This window comes from Chloroflexota bacterium, assembly GCA_016875875.1.
In the GTDB taxonomy this organism is placed as follows: domain Bacteria; phylum Chloroflexota; class Dehalococcoidia; order GIF9; family UBA5629; genus 9FT-COMBO-48-23.
The window spans coordinates 39,085-56,810 of the sequence record VGOP01000008.1; the positions used below are offsets into that span (position 1 = coordinate 39,085).

Sequence of the window (17,726 nt, forward strand, 5' to 3'; positions counted from 1 at the left end):
CTAGTAAACAATCTGACGTTGTTGTCAACACTTTTTGGAGTAAAATTAGCGAAATATCATCATGTGACACTTGACAACTTTAATCTGTGTAGTAAAATATACTGCAATAGCAGTAAATAATACTGCAATTATATAAAAACGATGCTAGAAGCTCTTTTAGGGTCAAAGCTAAGGTCAAAAGTGCTGGGCTGGTTATTCACTCATCCCGATGAGCGCTATTTTGTTCGTCAGCTCACTAGCTTAGTGAAGGAAGATTCGACCAATGTGAGCCGTGAATTGGCTCGCCTGGAGAAGGCCGGTATTCTTGTTTCGACTACAGAGGGGAAACAAAAGTATTATCAGGCAAATCGGCAAAGCCCCCTTTTTAATGAGCTGCATGGATTGATGCTTAAGACTGTGGGTATGGCAGATATTATTAAGAAGGCTTTGGAGCCCCGCATTGCAGATATTAAGCTGGCGTTTATTTTCGGCTCAGTAGCCAAGAGAGCCGAGAATAGGTTCAGTGACATAGACCTGCTCGTTGTGGGAAATATCACCTTTGGTGAAGTAGTTGACCTTATTACAACTGCAGAAGGGACTTTGAACCGTGAATTGAACCCCGTGGTCTATGCATTGGCAGAGTTCAATAAGAGATTGTCAGAAAACCATTACTTTGTCAGTGATATACTATCAGGCGATAAAATATTCATAGTCGGGGATGAAAATGAGCTTCAGTCTCTGGTTGGGAAAAGGCTGGTTAAAGGAACATAAGCCGACATCACGTGAAATTGCTGAGCTTCTGGCAGTAGCTGATCGCTCTCTGAAGGATTGTCAGATCGCTGGACTAAGCAGTGATGGCAAGCTGGATATGGCACATAATGCTGCCCTGCAATCTTCTGCTGCAGCGCTAGCTGCTGCCGGGTATAGGGCAAGTCGAGAAGCTTACCACTACTATGTAATCCAGTCTCTTTCTATTACCCTTCAACTGGAAGAACGCATCATCCGCAGGCTTAATAAACTACGCCTTAAACGGAATATTAGCGACTACGAGCGCCCCGGTTTGGTTAGTGAGCAGGAAGCACAGGAGATGCTTGAACTGGCAAAACTAATACGCCAGAAAGTTGAGGAGTGGATACGAAATCACTATCCAGAACTCGCCAAGGAGCTTAATGCCAGCGCATGACATCATAGATAACCGAAAAGAGACACTGGTTGACCACATCAACCGTATACTGAACTCCACGGAAGCGGCACGGTTTGCCGTCGGCTATTTCTTTCTCTCCGGTCTCACCAGCATCGCCGGAAAGTTGAAAGGCATAAAGGAGCTGCGCCTGCTTATCGGCAACACCACCAATCGCGAGACACTGGAACAACTGGCTGAAGGCTACCGACGGCTGGAACTGGTTAAAGACGCCGCCGAGGCTCAGGCGTACCCCAAGAAGGCTAAAGAGAAGCAGATGGCTGGGGAGACTGCAGAAAATGTCCGCACCAGCATGGAGCTTATGGACCAGACCGATGAAGGGGAAAGCCTGGTAAGAGAGATGGTGCGGATGATAGAAGACAAGCGCCACAGCAATATCAAAGTAATGCACAGCGCCGAACTTCTGGCAAGGTCCCTGTAAGTAACGTGGTTGGGCCGCTTGATAGTGGGAGTTGGGCTAGGCGTCTAGTAAACAATCATAACGGAATGTTTAATTCTTGACACCTGTGCCTAACTGACTTAAAGTTATAGTATGACGCTTCAGACTATCCAGCAGTACTACACCAAAGTCGAAAAGCTCATTCAGTATGGTGGTTCGAGGAATGAGCGTGCCATACGTTCTGCTTTCCAAAACTTGTTGGAGCAATATTGCGCTGATAAGAACCTTCAGCTTATTCCTGAACTGGATTATAAAACCAAATACGGTACTACAGTCACGCCGGATGGTACGCTGAAAGACGCCTTGCGCCAAGACTGGGGTTATTGGGAGAGCAAAGACCAGTTTGATTTGCTCGATGAAGAAATTCAAAACAAACTCGATAAAGGCTATCCAACCACCAACATTCTCTTCGAGGATAGCCAGACCACTGTACTGATACAAAACGGGCAAGAGGTCGGACGTGTTGAAATCAACAATCCCGCTTCACTTCATGAGCTCTTGGTTCAGTTTGTCAGTTATGAACCTAAAGAGGTTCAGACATTCCGCCAGGCTATTGATAAATTCAAACAGGACTTGCCCGGTCTGCTCACAGAATTACGAGCTCTGATTGAAACTCAAGCACAGCAAAACTCTGCTTTTGCCCAAGCCCGAAACGACTTCCTTGAACTCTGCCGTGAATCCATCAATCCCCATATTGTCCTGGCAGACGTCCGCGAAATGCTCATTCAGCATATTTTGACTGAAGATATTTTTATCACCATCTTCAATAATGCCCAGTTTCACCGCGAAAACAACATTGCCCGCGAACTCTCGAAAATTATTCAAACCTTCCTTACAGGTTCAATCCGTCAGAACATTCTCAGCAAAATTGACCCCTACATTAAAGTCATTAAAGCCGCCGCTAGCAGCATCTATGACCACCATGAGAAACAACGCTTCCTTAAAGTGGTATATGAGAACTTTTACAGGGCTTATAATCCCGCTGGGGCTGACCGCCTAGGCATTATCTATACACCCAACGAAATTGTCCGCTTCATGGTTGGAGCCGCAGATTACCTCACCTACAAACATTTTAACCGTGTTCTTGGCGATAAGGACGTTGAAATCCTTGATCCTGCTACCGGCACCGGCACATTCATTACGGAAATCATAGAATACCTGCCCAAGAACTGCTTGCAATACAAGTACGAGAACGAAATCCACTGCAACGAAGTAGCCATACTGCCTTACTATATCGCCAACCTCAATATTGAATATACCTTTTTCCAAAAAATGGGCTTCTATTCGGAATTCAAAAATATCTGCTTTGTGGATACCCTGGACAATCTGGGCTTCATTTTTGATGAGAAGCAGTCGCATTTCCTTTCTATTAGCGCTGAGAACCTTGAGCGTATCAAGCAACAGAACCAGCGTAAGATTTCCGTCATTATCGGTAACCCACCTTATAATGCCAACCAGCTTAATGAGAATGAAAACAACAAGAACCGACCGTATCCCCAAATTGATAAGAGGATTAAGGAAACCTACATCAAAAACAGCACCGCTCAGAAAACCAAACTTTACGATATGTACTCCCGCTTTATCCGCTGGGCTAGCGACAGGCTACCGCCAAATGGCGTCTTGGCTTTTATTACAAATCGCTCTTTTATAAACGCCAGGACATACGATGGTTTCCGCAAGGTCGTATCTGACGAATTCTCCGACATCTACATTATTGACTTGGGTGGTGATGTGAGAGCTAACCCGAAGCTTTCCGGTCCTAAGCATAATGTCTTTGCTATTCAGACAGGCGTTGCCATAACCTTTTTTGTTAAAAATGAACACGGAAAAGGCATTCCTTGTAATATCTTTTATACTCGCCGCCCAGAAATGGAAACAGCACGGGAAAAGCTTCAATTCCTTGCCACCACAAAGCTTAAAGATCTGTCTTTTGACCGCATCCACCCAGATAAAAACAATAATTGGATAAATCTAGCTCAAAACGAGTGGGATAATTTCTTACCTGTTGCCTACCAAGGCAATGCGAAGATTATTAATCAAGAGTCAATCTTTATACGCTCTTGCCCTGGCGTAGTCACTGCTAGGGATGAATGGGTATATGACCTCAACGGAAAAACGCTGCTAGAAAAAATTCTCTTCTTGATTTCAGTCTACAATGCAGACTTGAAGAAATATCAAGCATTAACTACTCAGACTTCTATTGACGATTTCGTTGACTATCAGATCAAGTGGAGTGCAGGACTGAAAACAAACCTATTGAATAACAAAGTCATCAAATTCAGCCGACATAAACTTGCCACATCAGCCTACCGGCCATTTGTAGACAAGAAATATTACTTTGAGCCTTTACTAAGTGACAGGCTAACTCGGCATCATCTTGGCATTTTCGGAGGCTCCGCAGACAAGCCTAACATAATAATTTGCCTCTCAGGTTCATCTTCAAACAAGCCATTTCAGAGTTTGGTCTCTAATAAAGTGTGTTCTTTCGATTTTCTCGAGAAGACCCAGTGCCTTCCACTCCACCACTATGATAAGCATGGCAACCGCCTTGACAATATCACAGATTGGGCATTACAGCAGTTTAGAGAGCATTGCAAAGATACCAAAATCACGAAAGAATCCATTTTTCTTTACGTCTACGCTGTCTTGCATCACCCCTTGTATAGAGAGAAGTATGCCATCAACCTGAAACGTGAATTACCGCGTATTCCTTTCTATGACAACTTCCAGCAATGGGAGAGCTGGGGGCGTCAGCTCATGGACTTACATATCAATTATGAAACTGCTAATCCTTACCCATTGCAGAGAATTGACCTGAAAGCGGATTCTTCAAAGCCACCTATCAAATCCAAGCCCCTCTTGAAAGCCGACAAATTTGCCAATTCAATCCGCCTTGATACCATTACCACCCTCAAAAACATTCCCCCCGAAGTCTGGGAATACAAACTCGGAAATCGTTCCGCGCTTGAGTGGATTCTTGAATATTACAAAGAACGCAAACCAAAAGATCCCACAATCCTCCAAAAATTCAATACCTACCGGTTTGCCGACTACAAAGACCAGGTAATTGATTTGCTGGCAAGAGTCTGCACTGTAAGTGTTAAGACGATGCAAATCATCGGAGAAATGGGCTCGATTTCAAACGGAGACCATTCTCAGTAATCAAACTACTCTGATGAGGCCTTCTAAATAGCTCTCTGGGTAATGCGCCGAGTCAGCGTTGCACGAAACTGACAATTGTTACCTCGGTCAAAGTTAAGCAAACTGTGCGAGCTACAGACCAGTTATTCCTCGGTCATTGGGCCAGTTAGCCACCTTGACAGCAAGTGAGCTGGGATTTAACATAGCGACGGCATTTTATAGGTAATGCTGATTTACAGTTAGCACAGTTCGCAAAGGTGGTGAATTATGCAGGAAATAGTAACCGACCTCAGGGCTGAGCAGAAAGCCCTTGACGATTTTCTGTCCACTCTTAAAGACGAGCAGTGGGACCTGCCAACCCCGGCAGAAGGATGGATGGTGAGAGACTGTGTCTCGCACATCGTGCACATTGATGAAGTCGCTACCGCGTTTCTTGGCGGTGATTATGCGGCACTGGATGAAGCGGCTAAGATTGGGATGGCTTTTAATGAGACCGGCCCTAAGCGAGGGCGGACAATGAAGCCTTCGCAAATCCTGGAGTGGTGGAGGAATGTCAGAGAGACGGAGTGTGAGCATCTTATGAAAACCGACCCTAAAGCGAGGATACCATGGTTCGGGCCGCCGATGGGAGCACGTGCCTTTGCCACGGCACGACTCATGGAAACATGGGCTCATGGCCTCGATTGCTATGATGCTGCGGGTGTTGAACCTGTCGATACTGACCGCCTGCGGCATGTGGCCATGATTGCATACCTGGCGAGGCCTTTTGCCTATAGCGTGAACGGTTTAGAAATGCCGAATACTACCATTCGTATAGAACTGGTGCTGCCGTCCTCGCAAGCCTGGAGTCAGGGTCCTGAGGATGCTAAGGATATTATCCGTGGGACCGCCAGCGAATTTTGTCGTGTGGCAGTTCGGAGAAGGCATTGGAAAGATATGAAATTAGAGGTAATAGGTAGCGAGGCAAGACGCTTTATCGAGATAGTTCAGACGTACGCTGGCCCACCGGGCTCCGGCCGTAAGCCCAAAAAACAATGAACCTAAATAATCGTGCTGCTACAATCTGGTGGTTACCTTAGGTGAACCTGGTTTAAGGTCTCTTTAGCTATTAGCTCACGATAGGCTAACATAAGGCGTTGGGTTAGTGTTCCTGGTTTTCCTGAGCCGATAGGCTTATTGTCCAGCCGGGTCAGGGGCATAATTTCAAGTACCGAGTTGGTTAAGAAGACTTCTCTGGCTGTGCGCAGCTCTCCCAGCTCGACGTGTTTCACAACCACCATGATTTCCAGTGATTTAGCTAATTCCAGCACGGCCTCTCTGGTGATACCAGGCAAGGCGCCGCTTTCTGTAGAAGGTGTAATCAGCATCTGGCAGCTTACCAGGAAGACATTTGTGGTGATGCCTTCAGCGACAAAACTTCTTTCGTTAAGCAGCACCGCTTCGTCGGCACCGGCAGCCCTGGCTTCCTGCCGGGCCAAGACATTCTCCAGATAGCAGGTGGATTTGAGTCTGGAGAGCGGCGACTGGCTGTTGCGTCGATAGGATGACAGAATTGCCGTATAGCCTCGCTGGTAGCTTTTTGGTGGCAGTGGTACAAGTTTTCGGGCGACGATGAATACGGTGATGTCGCCGCAGGTATCCGGGTTAGGGGTTATATCACCTTCACCAGCCGTTACAGTAAGCCTGAGGCGGGCTTCAGCGAGGTTATTGGCTTTTAGAACGTCATGGCAAGCCTTCTCCAGGTCAAAAGTTTTTAGCTTGCGAGCTAGACCCAATGTCCTGGCGGCATGGTGGAGCCTGGCTAGATGGCGGTCAAGGCGGAAAATGGAGCCACCGTAAGAGCGCATGGTCTCGAAGAGGCCGTAGCCATAAAGGAAACCGTGGTCGAAGGGCGATATATTGGCCTGAGAGCGGGGAACCAGTTCACCGTTTAGGTAAATAACTTCTTCCAATTTTCACCCTCACCCTAACCCTCTCCCGTCAAGGGAGAGGGAATTGAGATTCTTCGACAGGCTCAGAATGAGCGGAGACAGGGCTCGCAATGACAGTTGGGTCGCTGGCAATGACAGAAAAGAAATGTAGGGACAGGTCTTTAGACCTGTCCGAAGTGGACAGACCTGAAGGTCTGTCCCTACGGGAGATTCTTCGCTTCGCTCAGAATGACAGAAAATGAAGGACTGGCAATGGCGGGTGGTCATTAGTAAATGTTCTTTGTGCACCATGGTTGTTGACATTGTCTTACTAGGCTGAATTTAGGGCCAGATAGGTTCGGTGAAGCGGAGGAAGTTAGCCAGCAGGTCATGTCCTGCTTCAGTGAGGATAGATTCAGGGTGTATTTGGGCTCCTTCGACTACGTAGTGTTTGTGTCTCACTCCCATTATCTCCCCTTCCTGAGTCCGGGCAGTGACCTTGAGGCAGGAAGGTAGCTCCTCCGGCTTGATAATCAATGAATGATAGCGGGCTGCGGGGAAGGGATTCTGTATGCCCTCGTAGATAGCTTGGCCATCATGATGGATAAGAGAAGTCTTACCGTGGACTGGTACCAAGGCTCGCCCCACAATACCGCCATAGACATGGCCAATGCATTGGTGCCCAAGACAGACACCGAAGATAGGGATTTTGCCGCCAAAGCGGAGTATGACATTGTTGGAAATGCCAGCCTCCAGTGGGGTACAGGGCCCGGGAGAAATGACTATATGGCTGGGAGCCAGTTCCTCGATTTCAGCTAGAGTTATTTGGTCGTTGCGATAGACCTGCGGCTCCCAGCGCAATTCGCCCAGATATTGAGCCAGGTTGTAAACGAATGAATCGTAATTGTCAATGACTAGTATCATGGTATTGTTTGTTGTTGCGAATGGCAAAAGTTTCGAAGTAGCACTTGAGATTGCCACGCTTCGCTCGCAATGACAGAAAGGGATTTGACAGTATCATTTGGTCTCCACAGCCACCCTCGGTGCCAGCCGAAGCGCCTGAATCAGGGCCTTAGCCTTGTCCATAGTTTCCTGATATTCTGACTCGGCGTTGGAATCATAGATGATACCGCCACCGACCTGAAAGTAGGCTTTATTGCCTTTGATTATAAAGGTGCGGATGACTATGTTGAGGTCGAGATTATGGCCGAAGCTGAGATAACCGATGGCGCCGGTGTAGACACTTCTTCTCGTTGGCTCGAGTTCATCTATAATCTCCATGGCCCGCACCTTAGGGGCACCGGTAATAGAACCGCCGGGAAAAGTGGCTTTCAGAAGGTCAAGGCGATTTTTATCGGGACGCAGCTTACCGACAACTGTAGAAGTTAAATGAAAGACGGTGGGAAAAGTCTCAAGTATAGCCAGCTCGGTAACTTTCACCGTGCCGTACTGGCAGACCCTGCCCAGGTCATTTCTCTCGAGGTCGACAATCATCACATTCTCGGCGCGGTCTTTGATGCTATTAAGCAGCTCTTGTGCCAGCATGGCGTCTTCAACCGGGTTTTTACCTCGTGGCTTAGTGCCCTTTATCGGGCGTGTCTCTACCCGGTCACCGTCTAGGCGAAGGAATCTCTCTGGAGAGGCACTGATGATGGTTACCCCATCGAAGTTCAGATAACTGGCGAACGGGGCTGGGTTAATTTGTCTCAAGCGGCGGTAAAGTTCATAAGGAGGAACGGTCAAATCGGTCTCGAAGCGCTGGGAAAGATTGACCTGGAAGACATCACCGGCGGCGATATATTCCCTGACCCTGTTAACAGCCTCCATATAGGCTTCAGGAGTGAAATTGGACCTGAGCACAGCTTCGGTTGGGCTTTTGGCGCTTTGCAGATTGGTTTCTGGGACAGTGGGTAGAGATGAAGAAAGCCGGCCTTTCAGCTCCTCAAGGCGTAGCCTGGCTCTTTTTGTTCGGCGGTCTTCGTCGAGTTCTGGGAAGCCTGTTGAGACGATATAGGCTTTGCCCACAAGATTATCAAAGGCGAAAATTGTGTCATAGAAACCAAAATAACTCTCCGGTAATTTCAGGTCGTCTATAGCTGTAGTGGGGAGTCGCTCGATGAAATGGCACAGGTCATAGCTGAGATAGCCAACAGCACCACCCCAAAAGGGGATAGTTGTCGGGACGTGGTCCAGTCTGTATGTATCGAGCAGCTTGCCCAGAATATCAAAGGGATTACCTTGTTTGATTTCCTGCTCGTCTCGCCGTATAAGCGTGACCTGATTGCCCCGGCTTCTTATTATCAGAAATGGGTCAGCGCCAATGAAGGAGTATCTTCCCAGCCTCTGAGGGTTCATGCCACTGTCCAGAAAGAAGCTGTGTAGCTCACCCTGGAACAGGCCAAAGGTTTCAGGGGGAGTTAGCGAAGCATGAATTTCCTCAATTAGCGGGTAACGGTTCATTCGCGTCATTATACATCTAGCAAGACTGGATTGAAATATCCATAGTTTACCAGGATTCTTGCTATTTTTATTCGGCATTGTATAGGAGTAACATTGACTTGACAACCAGTGCAGCATGTGCTAAATTTTCTTCACCTTAACGTAAACTGGAGGCCTTTAGGCAAGTGTGACAGTTTGAGCTTTGCTGGTGCTGTACTTAGAAATTCAGGAGGGATAGTGAAAACAGAAACGATAGCGCCACCTGAGAAAGAGACTATGAGCATTGGTGAGTTAGCACGGCGAATTGGCTTAACTACTCGTACGGTTCGCTACTATGAAGAGATGGGGCTGCTCGTAGGTGTGACCCGTGGAACAAACGGGCGCCGAATCTATACTGAGGAAGACCTTTATCAACTGCGCCTTATACGACGTGGTAAACTACTCCTGGGGCTATCGCTGGCCGAGATGAAAGAGCTGGTTGAAGTGTTCAGGCAGACTGGCACTGAAAGGAGTGTTATCCAGCGCAGTATTGAGATCTTGACGTCTCATCTTGACGAGGTGGAAGACAAGCTGAAAAAGCTGGAAAGCTATCGGAGGTTGCTGGCTGCAGAAATCAAACGAGTTAAAGGACTGCTATAAAATTGGCTGGACGATATAGGCTGGGGAACATGAGAAACGCGTACCTCCCCGTGCCTCGAAGACTATAGTAGATAGAATTTTGCAAGAGGATTAAATATGGCAGATTCAATTCGGGTTCTGTTAGGCAAAATCGGGCTCGATGGCCATGACAGGGGCATCAGAATGGTGGCGGCCTGGCTGCGCGATGGGGGCATGGAAGTGGTTTATGTGGGAACGCATCAAACAGCGGAAAGGCTGGCCAGAGCTGCCAGCGAGGAAGACGCGGATGTCATCGGGCTAAGCTTTCAGGGCGCTGACCATGTGCCCCTGTGTAAGCAGATGTTAGAGCAGATGAAGGCACATGGCTTACAGGACAGGCTCCTGGTTGTTGGCGGCAATATCCCTCGCGTTGATATCCCCTTACTTAAAGAGATGGGTGTGGATGCAATTTTTGCCAGTGGCACTCCAATGAGTAAATCGGTGGCATATATTCAAGAGAATGCACACAAAAAACGCAGCAAGGAGGCGAAATGACAACACAGGAAATCAAAAGCCGGTATTTTCAAGGGGCACGGAGGAAGGAAACCTGGTCAGGAATCCCGGTAAAGACAGTCTATACCCCGGAGGACATAAAAGATATCGATTATGCTCGCTCCATGGGTAACCCCGGAGAGTACCCCTACAAGAGAGGTATTTATGCCGATATGTACCGGGGTCGGTTGTGGAGCCAGCGGCAGATAACTGGCTGTCCCACCCCTAAGATGACCAACGAGCGGTTGAGATATTTGCTCAGCACTGGCGAGAGCGCCATCAACATCATCGGTGACCAGCCGACTCAAATTGGAATCGATTCTGACCATCCCTGGGCTGAGGGTTGTGTTGGCCGGGTTGGGGTGTGCGTTGATACCATGGATGACATGCGGCAGATACTGGATGGCATTCCCCTGGACCAGGTGAGCACCATGCTGACTCTGGTGACCCCCATTGCTTTGCCCTCCTACATGGTTCTTGCCGAGGAGCAGGGTATTGCACCTTCTGAGCTTAGAGCCACCAGCCCGATGGTTCCGCCTGTGCTTGGAGCTCCGGTGTGTATGTACGGAGGTAAGGAATGGTGGTTTGATATGGCCAAACGGCAGATGAAGGAGTTCATAGACAAGCTGGAGTACATGACTAAGAAATACCCCAAAATCTATGTGGCTAACTACAACGCGTATAATATTCGGGAGACCGGCGTTGGGGCTGCCGAGGAAGTAGCCTGGATCTTTGCCAATGCCTTCGAAGGGTTGAAGCTGATAACTGAGCGAGGGGTGGACATAGATGTGGTGGCGCCCAAGGTCAGCATTACCTTCAGCGTCATGATAGACATTCTCGAAGAGGCTGCCAAGTTCAGGGCAGCCAGAGCCATTTGGGCTCGCACCCTGAAAGAGAAATTCGGGGCTAAAGACCCGCGCTCGCTGAGACTGAAGTATCACGTAAACACGGCAGGGATCATTATGGAGCGGCAGCAGGCGACGATAAACGTTATCCGCGCTGCTTATGCTGCGCTGGCAGCGGTCCTTGGGGGCACGCAGTCGCTTCAGGTGGCCAGCTATGACGAGCCTATTGCCATCCCGACGGAAGAAGCGGCTACCCTCGCCGTGAGGACGCAGCAAATCCTGGCTAATGAGACCGGCGTTGCCAGCGTGGCAGACCCGTTGGCCGGCTCCTACTATGTGGAAAGCCTGACACAGCAGCTAGAAGAAAAAATGCAGAAGATCATCGATACCATTGAGGAGAAAGGCGGTATGTCAGCAGCTATACACAGTGGCTACATAGACCGGGAGATGGAGGCAGCTTGGTTTAAATATCAGAAGGAAGTGGAGGCTAAGGAGCGCATTGTGGTCGGCGTCAATGAGTTCACCATTCCTGAGGAACAGGATGCTGACGTGGCGGTTTACCTCGGCAAGGTGGACTTCGACTTGGTGCAACACCATATCGAGAACCTGAAGGAGTTCAAGCGGACGCGCGACCAGGCTAAGGTGAAAAAAGCCCTGGAAGCTCTGCTCCATGCCACCGAGAACGATGAATCTGATATCTGTGATTATGAGAAGGAGTGCTGCAAGGCTGGCTGTACCACTGGTGAGGTGAACGGGGTCAAGCGAATGGGCATCGGCCTGCCATACGACCCATTGGGGATTTTGGAATATCCATTCGCCTGAGATGCGTAGAGCAGGCTGGACGGGCCAATGACATGAAAGAGGCCTCGTAACTCTGATCTGCGAGGCCTTTTTGTATCTACCGTCTGTCTGTTTTATTTACTACTATGTCCCCTGTACTATCTTCGGTATCTCTTGCGCTTCAATGAACTGACGCAGCCGCTCGCGTGAGCCCGTGCTGTAAGCGTTGGCCCAGGCGTTATATATCTCATCCAGCGGGACATTCTCGTAGAAGCCATGGTCTTGCAGATAGTCGATGTGCGGATTTCCGTCTAAATCGCGAGGTGGCAACATGGCATCGTGCTCGCCATCGAATTCCACGGGGAAGAGGCGGTGTTCCTGACACACCTTAACCTCGAAGGTGGGGGTAACTTTGACCCACTTCTCGTCAATGTATAGCTCATCAAAACCATGGTAGGGGAACAGATTTGTGCCGAGTGTCTCCTTTACATTATCGGGAGCGCGATAATTTCGAATGTCAACAAAGTGTACGCGGGCAGGTATGCCCACAGCGCGGGCTAGGGTAGCCAGCAGAACCGCCTTTTGTATGCACATCCCCCCACCAGCCTTCAGAATGCTGCTTGCCCGGTAAGATTCAAGGACATCGAGTGGCAGATAAGGGAAAAATTTGATCTCATCCCTGCCAAAATAGAAAAGGCTTTTGGCTTTGTCGGCAACTTTTTCCTGTCCTTTGGTGACGCTTTCGGCCTTTTCTTTTATCGCTTCGTTTTCGCAGTCAAATGTAGGCGTAGCTTTCAGCCACTTTTCCATTTCGTTCATTTTATATCTTTCCTTTTACCTCTCCTGCGCCTTTTCTAACTCCTTCAAGCGGTTCAGCCGCTCCCGGGCAGCCATCCCGTAGTGTTTCAACCAGGCAGCGAGTATTTCGTCTACAGGTACATCCACGCGATGTCCGTGGTCTGCGACGTATTCGATATGCAACTTCCCATCCATATTGTGCGACGGGAATATGGCATCATTTTTGCCATCGAATTCCACCGGTATGATTCTGTTCTCCTGGCACATTTTCAGGTCGAAAGCCGGTGTAGCCTTAACCCATTTCCCTCCGATGTGTAGCTCTGTCCAACCGTGATAGGTAAATAAGTTTGTCCCCATAACCTCGCGTACTTTTCCGGAAACGAGGTGGTTTCGAATATCGGCAAGGTGTAGACGGGCAGGTATGCCCACAGTACGGGCAAAGGCAGCCAGCACAGCCGCTTTTTCCACACAAAAACCCTCTCCTCTCTTCAGTGTCTTGCTTGCTTTGTAGTCTTCAAAAATCTCCACTGGCACCAGTGGGCTGTATTTAATATTATCTCTCACCCAGTAGAAAAGGCTTTTGGCTTTGTCCTCGACTGTTTCTTTACCTTTGGTCAAATCTGAAGCCTTCTTTTTTATGGTCTCGTTATCGCTGTCAATTGTGGGTGAAGGCCTGAGATATTTTTCCATTTCGCTCATGGCTGTGTCTCCAGCACCTTTTTCATGGTCAGCCCGATTTCCGCAGGGCTGGGGGCTATAGTAGCTCCAGCAGTGGCCAGGGCTGCTATCTTATCCTGGGCTCTGCCTGAACTGCCACTGATGATAGCCCCGGCATGCCCCATTCTCCTGCCGGGTGGAGCTGTAGCTCCAGCCACGAAGGCAACCACCGGCTTGGTCATCCTTTCCTTAATGAATTTGGCAGCCTCCTGCTCTGCGGTACCACCGATCTCACCTATAAGCACCACCGCCTTGGTATCCTTGTCTTTCTCGAACAGCTCAAGTATGTCGACGAAGGTACTGCCGGGGAGGGGGTCACCACCGATGCCGACGCAGGTGGATTGACCGATGCCCAGGCTGGTTAGCTGAGCAACCGTTTCATAGGTAAGCGTGCCGCTGCGAGAGACGACACCGACATTGCCCGGAAGATGAATCTCACCAGCCATTATGCCTACCTTACACTTGCCCGGTGAGATTAAGCCGGGGCAATTTGGGCCGACAAGCCTAGTTTGTTTTCCTTTGAGATAGTTGTGTACCACAACCATATCTGAAACCGGAATGCCTTCGGTGATGCACACGACCAGCGGAATACCAGCATCGGCAGCCTCCAGAATGGCATCAGCGGCAAAGGCAGCCGGCACAAAAATCATGCTGGCATTGGCTCCAGTTTTCTCTGTCGCTGCCTCTACAGTGTTGAAGACAGGTACACCTAATATTTCGCTGCCGCCCTTTCCCGGCGTCATACCGGCGACAACTTTGGTGCCATACTCGATACACCGCTGGGTATGAAAGCTGCCCTCGCCGCCGGTTATCCCTTGAACGAGCAATCGAGTCTTCACGTCAATCAGGATGCCCAACTCTTACCTCCTTTAGCCACTTCTACTGCCTTGCGGGCAGCATCATAGAAATCAATTGCCTCAATAAATTTAATCCCAGATTTAGCCAGGATGCGTTTCCCTTCATCGACATTTGTCCCGGCCAGCCTGACGACAAGAGGAAGCCGGACATCCATCTGCTTATGGGCTTCAACTATGCCCTGGGCAATGATATCAACCCTGGCCATACCGCCAAATATGTTGACTAGAATCGCCTTCACGTTGGGGTCTGTAATAAAAATCTTAAAAGCGTTGGCAACACGGTTAACGTCATTAACGGTGCCGATATCTAAAAAATTAGCTGGTCTGCCGCCGGCCTGATTGATAAGATCCATGACCGCCATGGCTAGACCAGCTCCGTTGACCATGCAGCCAATATTGCCATCCATTTTGATGTAATTCTTGACACCCAGTTCGTTAGCCTTGACTTCAAGCGGGTCTTCCTGTTCCAAATCGTGAAGTTGCTCCATGTCTTTGTGGCGGAAGAGAGCACTGTCATCAAAGTTCAGCTTGGCATCGAGGGCCAGGAGTTCGCCGTCAGTAGTAACGACCAGAGGATTGATTTCGGCTAAGGAGCAGTCCTTGGCTTGAAAGAGTTGGTACAGGTTTGTCATCAGGCTGGTGGCTGGTCTCACTTGGGCTGGGCTTAAGCTCATCCCGTAGGCCAGCTTGCGTCCTTGGAAGGCTTGAAATCCAGCCGACGGGTCGATATAAACTTTGATGATCTTCTGTGGGCTAACTCGAGCTACCTCCTCGATATCCATACCGCCGGCTTCACTTGCCATCATTACTGGCATCCTGCTGGCATTGTCAACGATTATGCTGAGATAAAGCTCCCGCTGGACGCTAACCGCTTTCTCTACGAGGACTTTGCTCACTGGTACCCCTTCTGGGGTTGTCTGATGTGTTACCAGCCTGGTGCCAAGCATCTGCCCTGCCAGCTTTGCTGTTTCCTCTGGGTTATCGGCCACCTTTATGCCTCCGGCTTTACCTCTGCCGCCGGCATAGACCTGGGCTTTAATTGCCGCTTTGCTTCCAAGCTCAGCAGCTATCTTTTTAGCTTCAGCCGATGTATTGGCTACTCCGCCTTTGGGGACTGGGATGCCGAATTCAGACAGCAGCGCCTTAGCCTGGTATTCGTGTATTTTCATCCAGCTCTCTCCTCTTATATGATTAAGTGATTAATATAGATAACAGCGATCTGGCGGAGGGGGTGGGATTCGAACCCACGTTCGCTTTCGCGAAAACGGTTTTCAAGACCGTCGCCATAGTCCACTCGGCCACCCCTCCAAAACCATCCTAGTATAGGAAATCGAATTGTGTTTAGCAACCATGATTTATTGTCATTCCTGAGAGAGCTGCTACTTTAGTTAAAGAGGCTGTCCTAAAATGGAGCCCTGACCCTTTAGGGTCGGGCGCCCAAGGCTAAAGCCTCGGGGGCTACATGTTTTGATTTAACCACCTGGTCTGTTTTGCTCGTTGCGCGATGAGGGGGTGACTAGAGGGACCTGAGTATCTTTTCTATTTCATCTGGGCTAGAGAAACGCCCCTTTTTGATTTCCTTGATGATGCCATTGGTATCGATAAAGAAAGTTGTGGGATAAGTATCCACCCTATAAAGTTTTCTAACCTGCCCTTCTGAATCGAACAGTGCGGGAAAAGCATATGCTTTTTGCGTGATATATTGCTTGACGCTGATAAGGTCCTGATTATCCCTAACAGCGATGGCAAGTATTACTAGTTCTTTACCCGACCAGTCGCCAGAAATTATCTGGAAGAAAGGCATTTCCTCCTTGCATGGGTCACACCAAGTTGCCCAGAAATTGACCATCACTATCTTGCCTTGCAAGGCGCTTAAAGTTATATCTTTTCCATTGAGGTCTTTCAGGGTGAAATTTGGAGCGCGGTTACCGACTTGATTACCAACCTGGACTGGGGCAAGAGTCTTGAATGTTAGGTTGGTTGTGGATGTGGCTTCATTCCCACTGGCATCTTTTGATATTCCTCTGAAGTTATAGGTTGTGTTGGGGTCCAGTTGAGTCAGAGTAACACTGTGGCTGGTGGTAAGCTTTGAATCTAATGGTGTGGTTAAGCCGTATGTTTCCGTTTTTCCATATTTGACCTGACTGGTGGCAGGTTCATTTGTTGCCCACGTGACAATGGCACTTGTTTCAGTGATTCTTGAGATATTGAATCCAGAAATCGTTGGCACGGTTTTATCGGCTATGGCTAAAGTTGTCAATTCTCCTTCCGATGTGGTTTCCTTTCCGTCGGCGTCTGTAGATATCACAGTGTAGCTATAGGTTGTATTGGGTTGAAGGCCACTCAGGGTTACGCCGTGGCTGGTGTCTAAATTTTCTTGAGGTTTTATTTCGGTGCTGACACCACTAGGATCGCGCAATATAACCCGACTAGTAGCAGGTTTGTCGGTTCGCCAGGTAATGGTAGCACCTGTTTCGGCTGTTGATGAAATCGGCGCACTTTGGATGTTAGGACGTGTGGTATCTGCGGTGTTAGCAGGTGGCGATGGCGTCCATGTCTGGGTGACAAAGTAGTAGATGCCGCTACCGATAAAAAAGCATATGAGTAGAATAAACATGGTAGTAACTACTTTCATTAGCCCCTGCCGCCCAGAGTCTGAAATACCCCGTCCTAGAGGCATAGGAGGCATTGTTTGATATGGATATGGCCTTGCAGGCATCGGTAGGCTAGCTGATGTCGGTGTTGCACTGGCGGCTACAGGTGCAAAACGTGGCAGTGGCAGTGGCAGCGGCATGCCACTACGTGGCATAGCACCGGACGAGCTGTAATTTGAGCGTTGTCTGAAGCCAGATAGGGGAGGAGTATTTGGGGGGTTACTATGTTGAGACCTCGTGCCATAAGCTATTGGCGGTTGCTGACCTATAGAACTTTGTGGTCTCGGTGCAAGTGGGCGGCGTGCCGGTGGTGCGGTATGTGCTGGTGGCTGCTGCATCACCCGATGCTTAATTCCATAAAGCAAGCCACAGCCTATACAACGTCCTGATTCAGGGTCCATGCTCCCCCCGCACTTTGGGCAATTGTGCTGATGTCTTGTGACGGTAACTCTAGGTGGTTGCTGGCGCATGGCAGTCTGTGCAGTTCGCTGTGGTGGTGCACTCGAGGCTCTGGGAACTGCAGTAGCTTTTGGCCTTGCTGCTACGGCGGGTGAAACTGGTTGATTGGTTGAACTATGTTGCTCTGAGGCGCAGAGGAAGCCACACGTTGGGCAATACCTTGACCTTTGAGGAAGAGGCGCGTGGCAACGCAGACACAGCATTGTGCCGCAGTTCTTGCAGAATTGCTGGCCTGGGGGCATTTGCGAGTGGCAAATAGAACAAAGGGTTATTCTGGGCTGCACGCTATCACCGTTCTCCGATCAGTTCGGTACCACTATTGTTTCTTTTTATATTCTCTTCAGTGCTGCAGAGCATT

Annotated in this window: 16 protein-coding genes and 1 tRNA gene; 8 read left to right on the forward strand and 9 right to left on the reverse strand. The window is 49.1% G+C overall.

Features of this window, described 5'->3' with window-relative positions; genetic code table 11:
- Window positions 1–141: 141 nt before the first annotated feature.
- The 5 genes from FJ023_06950 (at window position 142) to FJ023_06970 (ending at window position 5,798) form a co-directional block, all read left to right on the forward strand.
- On the forward strand, window positions 142–750 hold the full coding sequence (locus FJ023_06950; GenBank protein ID MBM4447071.1) for a hypothetical protein: 609 nt from the start codon (window positions 142–144) through the stop codon (window positions 748–750).
- The gene (locus FJ023_06955; GenBank protein ID MBM4447072.1) at window positions 698–1,162 is read left to right on the forward strand and encodes a HEPN domain-containing protein; all 465 of its coding nucleotides are present in this window, start codon (window positions 698–700) and stop codon (window positions 1,160–1,162) included. The genes FJ023_06950 and FJ023_06955 overlap by 53 nt, the downstream gene beginning before the upstream one ends.
- Complete coding sequence (locus tag FJ023_06960; GenBank protein ID MBM4447073.1) at window positions 1,149–1,601, forward strand: hypothetical protein; 453 nt, start codon at window positions 1,149–1,151, stop codon at window positions 1,599–1,601. The genes FJ023_06955 and FJ023_06960 overlap by 14 nt, the downstream gene beginning before the upstream one ends.
- 111 nt (window positions 1,602–1,712) lie before the next feature.
- Window positions 1,713–4,781: a DNA methyltransferase gene (locus FJ023_06965; GenBank protein ID MBM4447074.1), complete on the forward strand. Its 3,069-nt coding sequence runs from the start codon at window positions 1,713–1,715 to the stop codon at window positions 4,779–4,781.
- Window positions 4,782–5,027: 246 nt separating this feature from the next.
- Window positions 5,028–5,798, forward strand: a complete 771-nt coding sequence (locus FJ023_06970; GenBank protein MBM4447075.1) for a TIGR03084 family protein — start codon at window positions 5,028–5,030, stop codon at window positions 5,796–5,798.
- Between the two features lie 32 nt (window positions 5,799–5,830).
- Here the strand turns inward: FJ023_06970 and FJ023_06975 are convergent, their stop codons facing one another.
- The 3 genes from FJ023_06975 to pabB form a co-directional block, all read right to left on the reverse strand.
- Entirely contained in the window at window positions 5,831–6,712 is an 882-nt protein-coding gene (locus tag FJ023_06975; protein MBM4447076.1) for a hypothetical protein, read from the reverse strand.
- A 300-nt stretch (window positions 6,713–7,012) separates the two neighbouring features.
- Complete coding sequence (locus FJ023_06980; protein MBM4447077.1) at window positions 7,013–7,594, reverse strand: aminodeoxychorismate/anthranilate synthase component II; 582 nt, start codon at window positions 7,592–7,594, stop codon at window positions 7,013–7,015.
- Between the two features lie 93 nt (window positions 7,595–7,687).
- Window positions 7,688–9,130, reverse strand: a complete 1,443-nt coding sequence (pabB, locus tag FJ023_06985; protein ID MBM4447078.1) for an aminodeoxychorismate synthase component I — start codon at window positions 9,128–9,130, stop codon at window positions 7,688–7,690.
- Between the two features lie 216 nt (window positions 9,131–9,346).
- Between pabB and FJ023_06990 the strand changes: the two genes are divergently transcribed.
- The 3 genes from FJ023_06990 (at window position 9,347) to FJ023_07000 (ending at window position 11,925) form a co-directional block, all read left to right on the forward strand.
- A complete protein-coding gene (locus FJ023_06990) occupies window positions 9,347–9,748 on the forward strand; it encodes a MerR family transcriptional regulator (GenBank protein MBM4447079.1) in 402 nt (133 codons plus the stop codon).
- Between the two features lie 96 nt (window positions 9,749–9,844).
- Window positions 9,845–10,261, forward strand: coding sequence for a methylmalonyl-CoA mutase (locus FJ023_06995; GenBank protein MBM4447080.1), 417 nt, complete (start codon window positions 9,845–9,847; stop codon window positions 10,259–10,261).
- Window positions 10,258–11,925 carry a methylmalonyl-CoA mutase gene (locus FJ023_07000; GenBank protein ID MBM4447081.1) on the forward strand — a complete coding sequence of 556 codons (1,668 nt, stop codon included), beginning with the start codon at window positions 10,258–10,260 and terminating at the stop codon, window positions 11,923–11,925. Before FJ023_06995 ends, FJ023_07000 begins: the two co-directional genes overlap by 4 nt.
- A gap of 102 nt (window positions 11,926–12,027) precedes the next feature.
- Here FJ023_07000 and FJ023_07005 read toward each other — a convergent pair whose 3' ends face one another.
- The 6 genes from FJ023_07005 to FJ023_07030 all read right to left on the reverse strand — a co-directional run bounded on the left by FJ023_07005 (window position 12,028) and on the right by FJ023_07030 (window position 17,652).
- On the reverse strand, window positions 12,028–12,702 hold the full coding sequence (locus tag FJ023_07005) for a transglutaminase domain-containing protein (GenBank protein MBM4447082.1): 675 nt from the start codon (window positions 12,700–12,702) through the stop codon (window positions 12,028–12,030).
- A 15-nt stretch (window positions 12,703–12,717) separates the two neighbouring features.
- A complete protein-coding gene (locus FJ023_07010; GenBank protein MBM4447083.1) occupies window positions 12,718–13,380 on the reverse strand; it encodes a transglutaminase domain-containing protein in 663 nt (220 codons plus the stop codon).
- Complete coding sequence (sucD, locus tag FJ023_07015; GenBank protein ID MBM4447084.1) at window positions 13,377–14,255, reverse strand: succinate--CoA ligase subunit alpha; 879 nt, start codon at window positions 14,253–14,255, stop codon at window positions 13,377–13,379. Before sucD ends, FJ023_07010 begins: the two co-directional genes overlap by 4 nt.
- Window positions 14,243–15,424, reverse strand: coding sequence for an ADP-forming succinate--CoA ligase subunit beta (gene sucC / locus FJ023_07020; protein ID MBM4447085.1), 1,182 nt, complete (start codon window positions 15,422–15,424; stop codon window positions 14,243–14,245). The genes sucD and sucC overlap by 13 nt, the downstream gene beginning before the upstream one ends.
- A gap of 51 nt (window positions 15,425–15,475) precedes the next feature.
- A tRNA-Ser gene (locus FJ023_07025) sits at window positions 15,476–15,563 on the reverse strand.
- Window positions 15,564–15,771: 208 nt separating this feature from the next.
- The gene (locus tag FJ023_07030) at window positions 15,772–17,652 is read right to left on the reverse strand and encodes a redoxin domain-containing protein (GenBank protein ID MBM4447086.1); all 1,881 of its coding nucleotides are present in this window, start codon (window positions 17,650–17,652) and stop codon (window positions 15,772–15,774) included.
- Window positions 17,653–17,726 lie beyond the last annotated feature (74 nt).

Excerpts from the sequence above, each read along its gene's own strand:
- FJ023_06950 (MBM4447071.1), top strand. The coding sequence starts at position 142 with ATGCTAGAAGCTCTTTTAGGGTCAAAGCTAAGGTCAAAAGTGCTGGGC.
- FJ023_06955 (MBM4447072.1), top strand. The coding sequence starts at position 698 with ATGAAAATGAGCTTCAGTCTCTGGTTGGGAAAAGGCTGGTTAAAGGAA.
- FJ023_06960 (MBM4447073.1), top strand. The coding sequence starts at position 1,149 with ATGCCAGCGCATGACATCATAGATAACCGAAAAGAGACACTGGTTGAC.
- FJ023_06965 (MBM4447074.1), top strand. The coding sequence starts at position 1,713 with ATGACGCTTCAGACTATCCAGCAGTACTACACCAAAGTCGAAAAGCTC.
- FJ023_06970 (MBM4447075.1), top strand. The coding sequence starts at position 5,028 with ATGCAGGAAATAGTAACCGACCTCAGGGCTGAGCAGAAAGCCCTTGAC.
- FJ023_06980 (MBM4447077.1), bottom strand. The coding sequence starts at position 7,594 with ATGATACTAGTCATTGACAATTACGATTCATTCGTTTACAACCTGGCT.
- pabB (MBM4447078.1), bottom strand. The coding sequence starts at position 9,130 with ATGAACCGTTACCCGCTAATTGAGGAAATTCATGCTTCGCTAACTCCC.
- FJ023_06995 (MBM4447080.1), top strand. The coding sequence starts at position 9,845 with ATGGCAGATTCAATTCGGGTTCTGTTAGGCAAAATCGGGCTCGATGGC.
- FJ023_07000 (MBM4447081.1), top strand. The coding sequence starts at position 10,258 with ATGACAACACAGGAAATCAAAAGCCGGTATTTTCAAGGGGCACGGAGG.
- FJ023_07005 (MBM4447082.1), bottom strand. The coding sequence starts at position 12,702 with ATGAACGAAATGGAAAAGTGGCTGAAAGCTACGCCTACATTTGACTGC.
- FJ023_07010 (MBM4447083.1), bottom strand. The coding sequence starts at position 13,380 with ATGAGCGAAATGGAAAAATATCTCAGGCCTTCACCCACAATTGACAGC.
- sucC (MBM4447085.1), bottom strand. The coding sequence starts at position 15,424 with ATGAAAATACACGAATACCAGGCTAAGGCGCTGCTGTCTGAATTCGGC.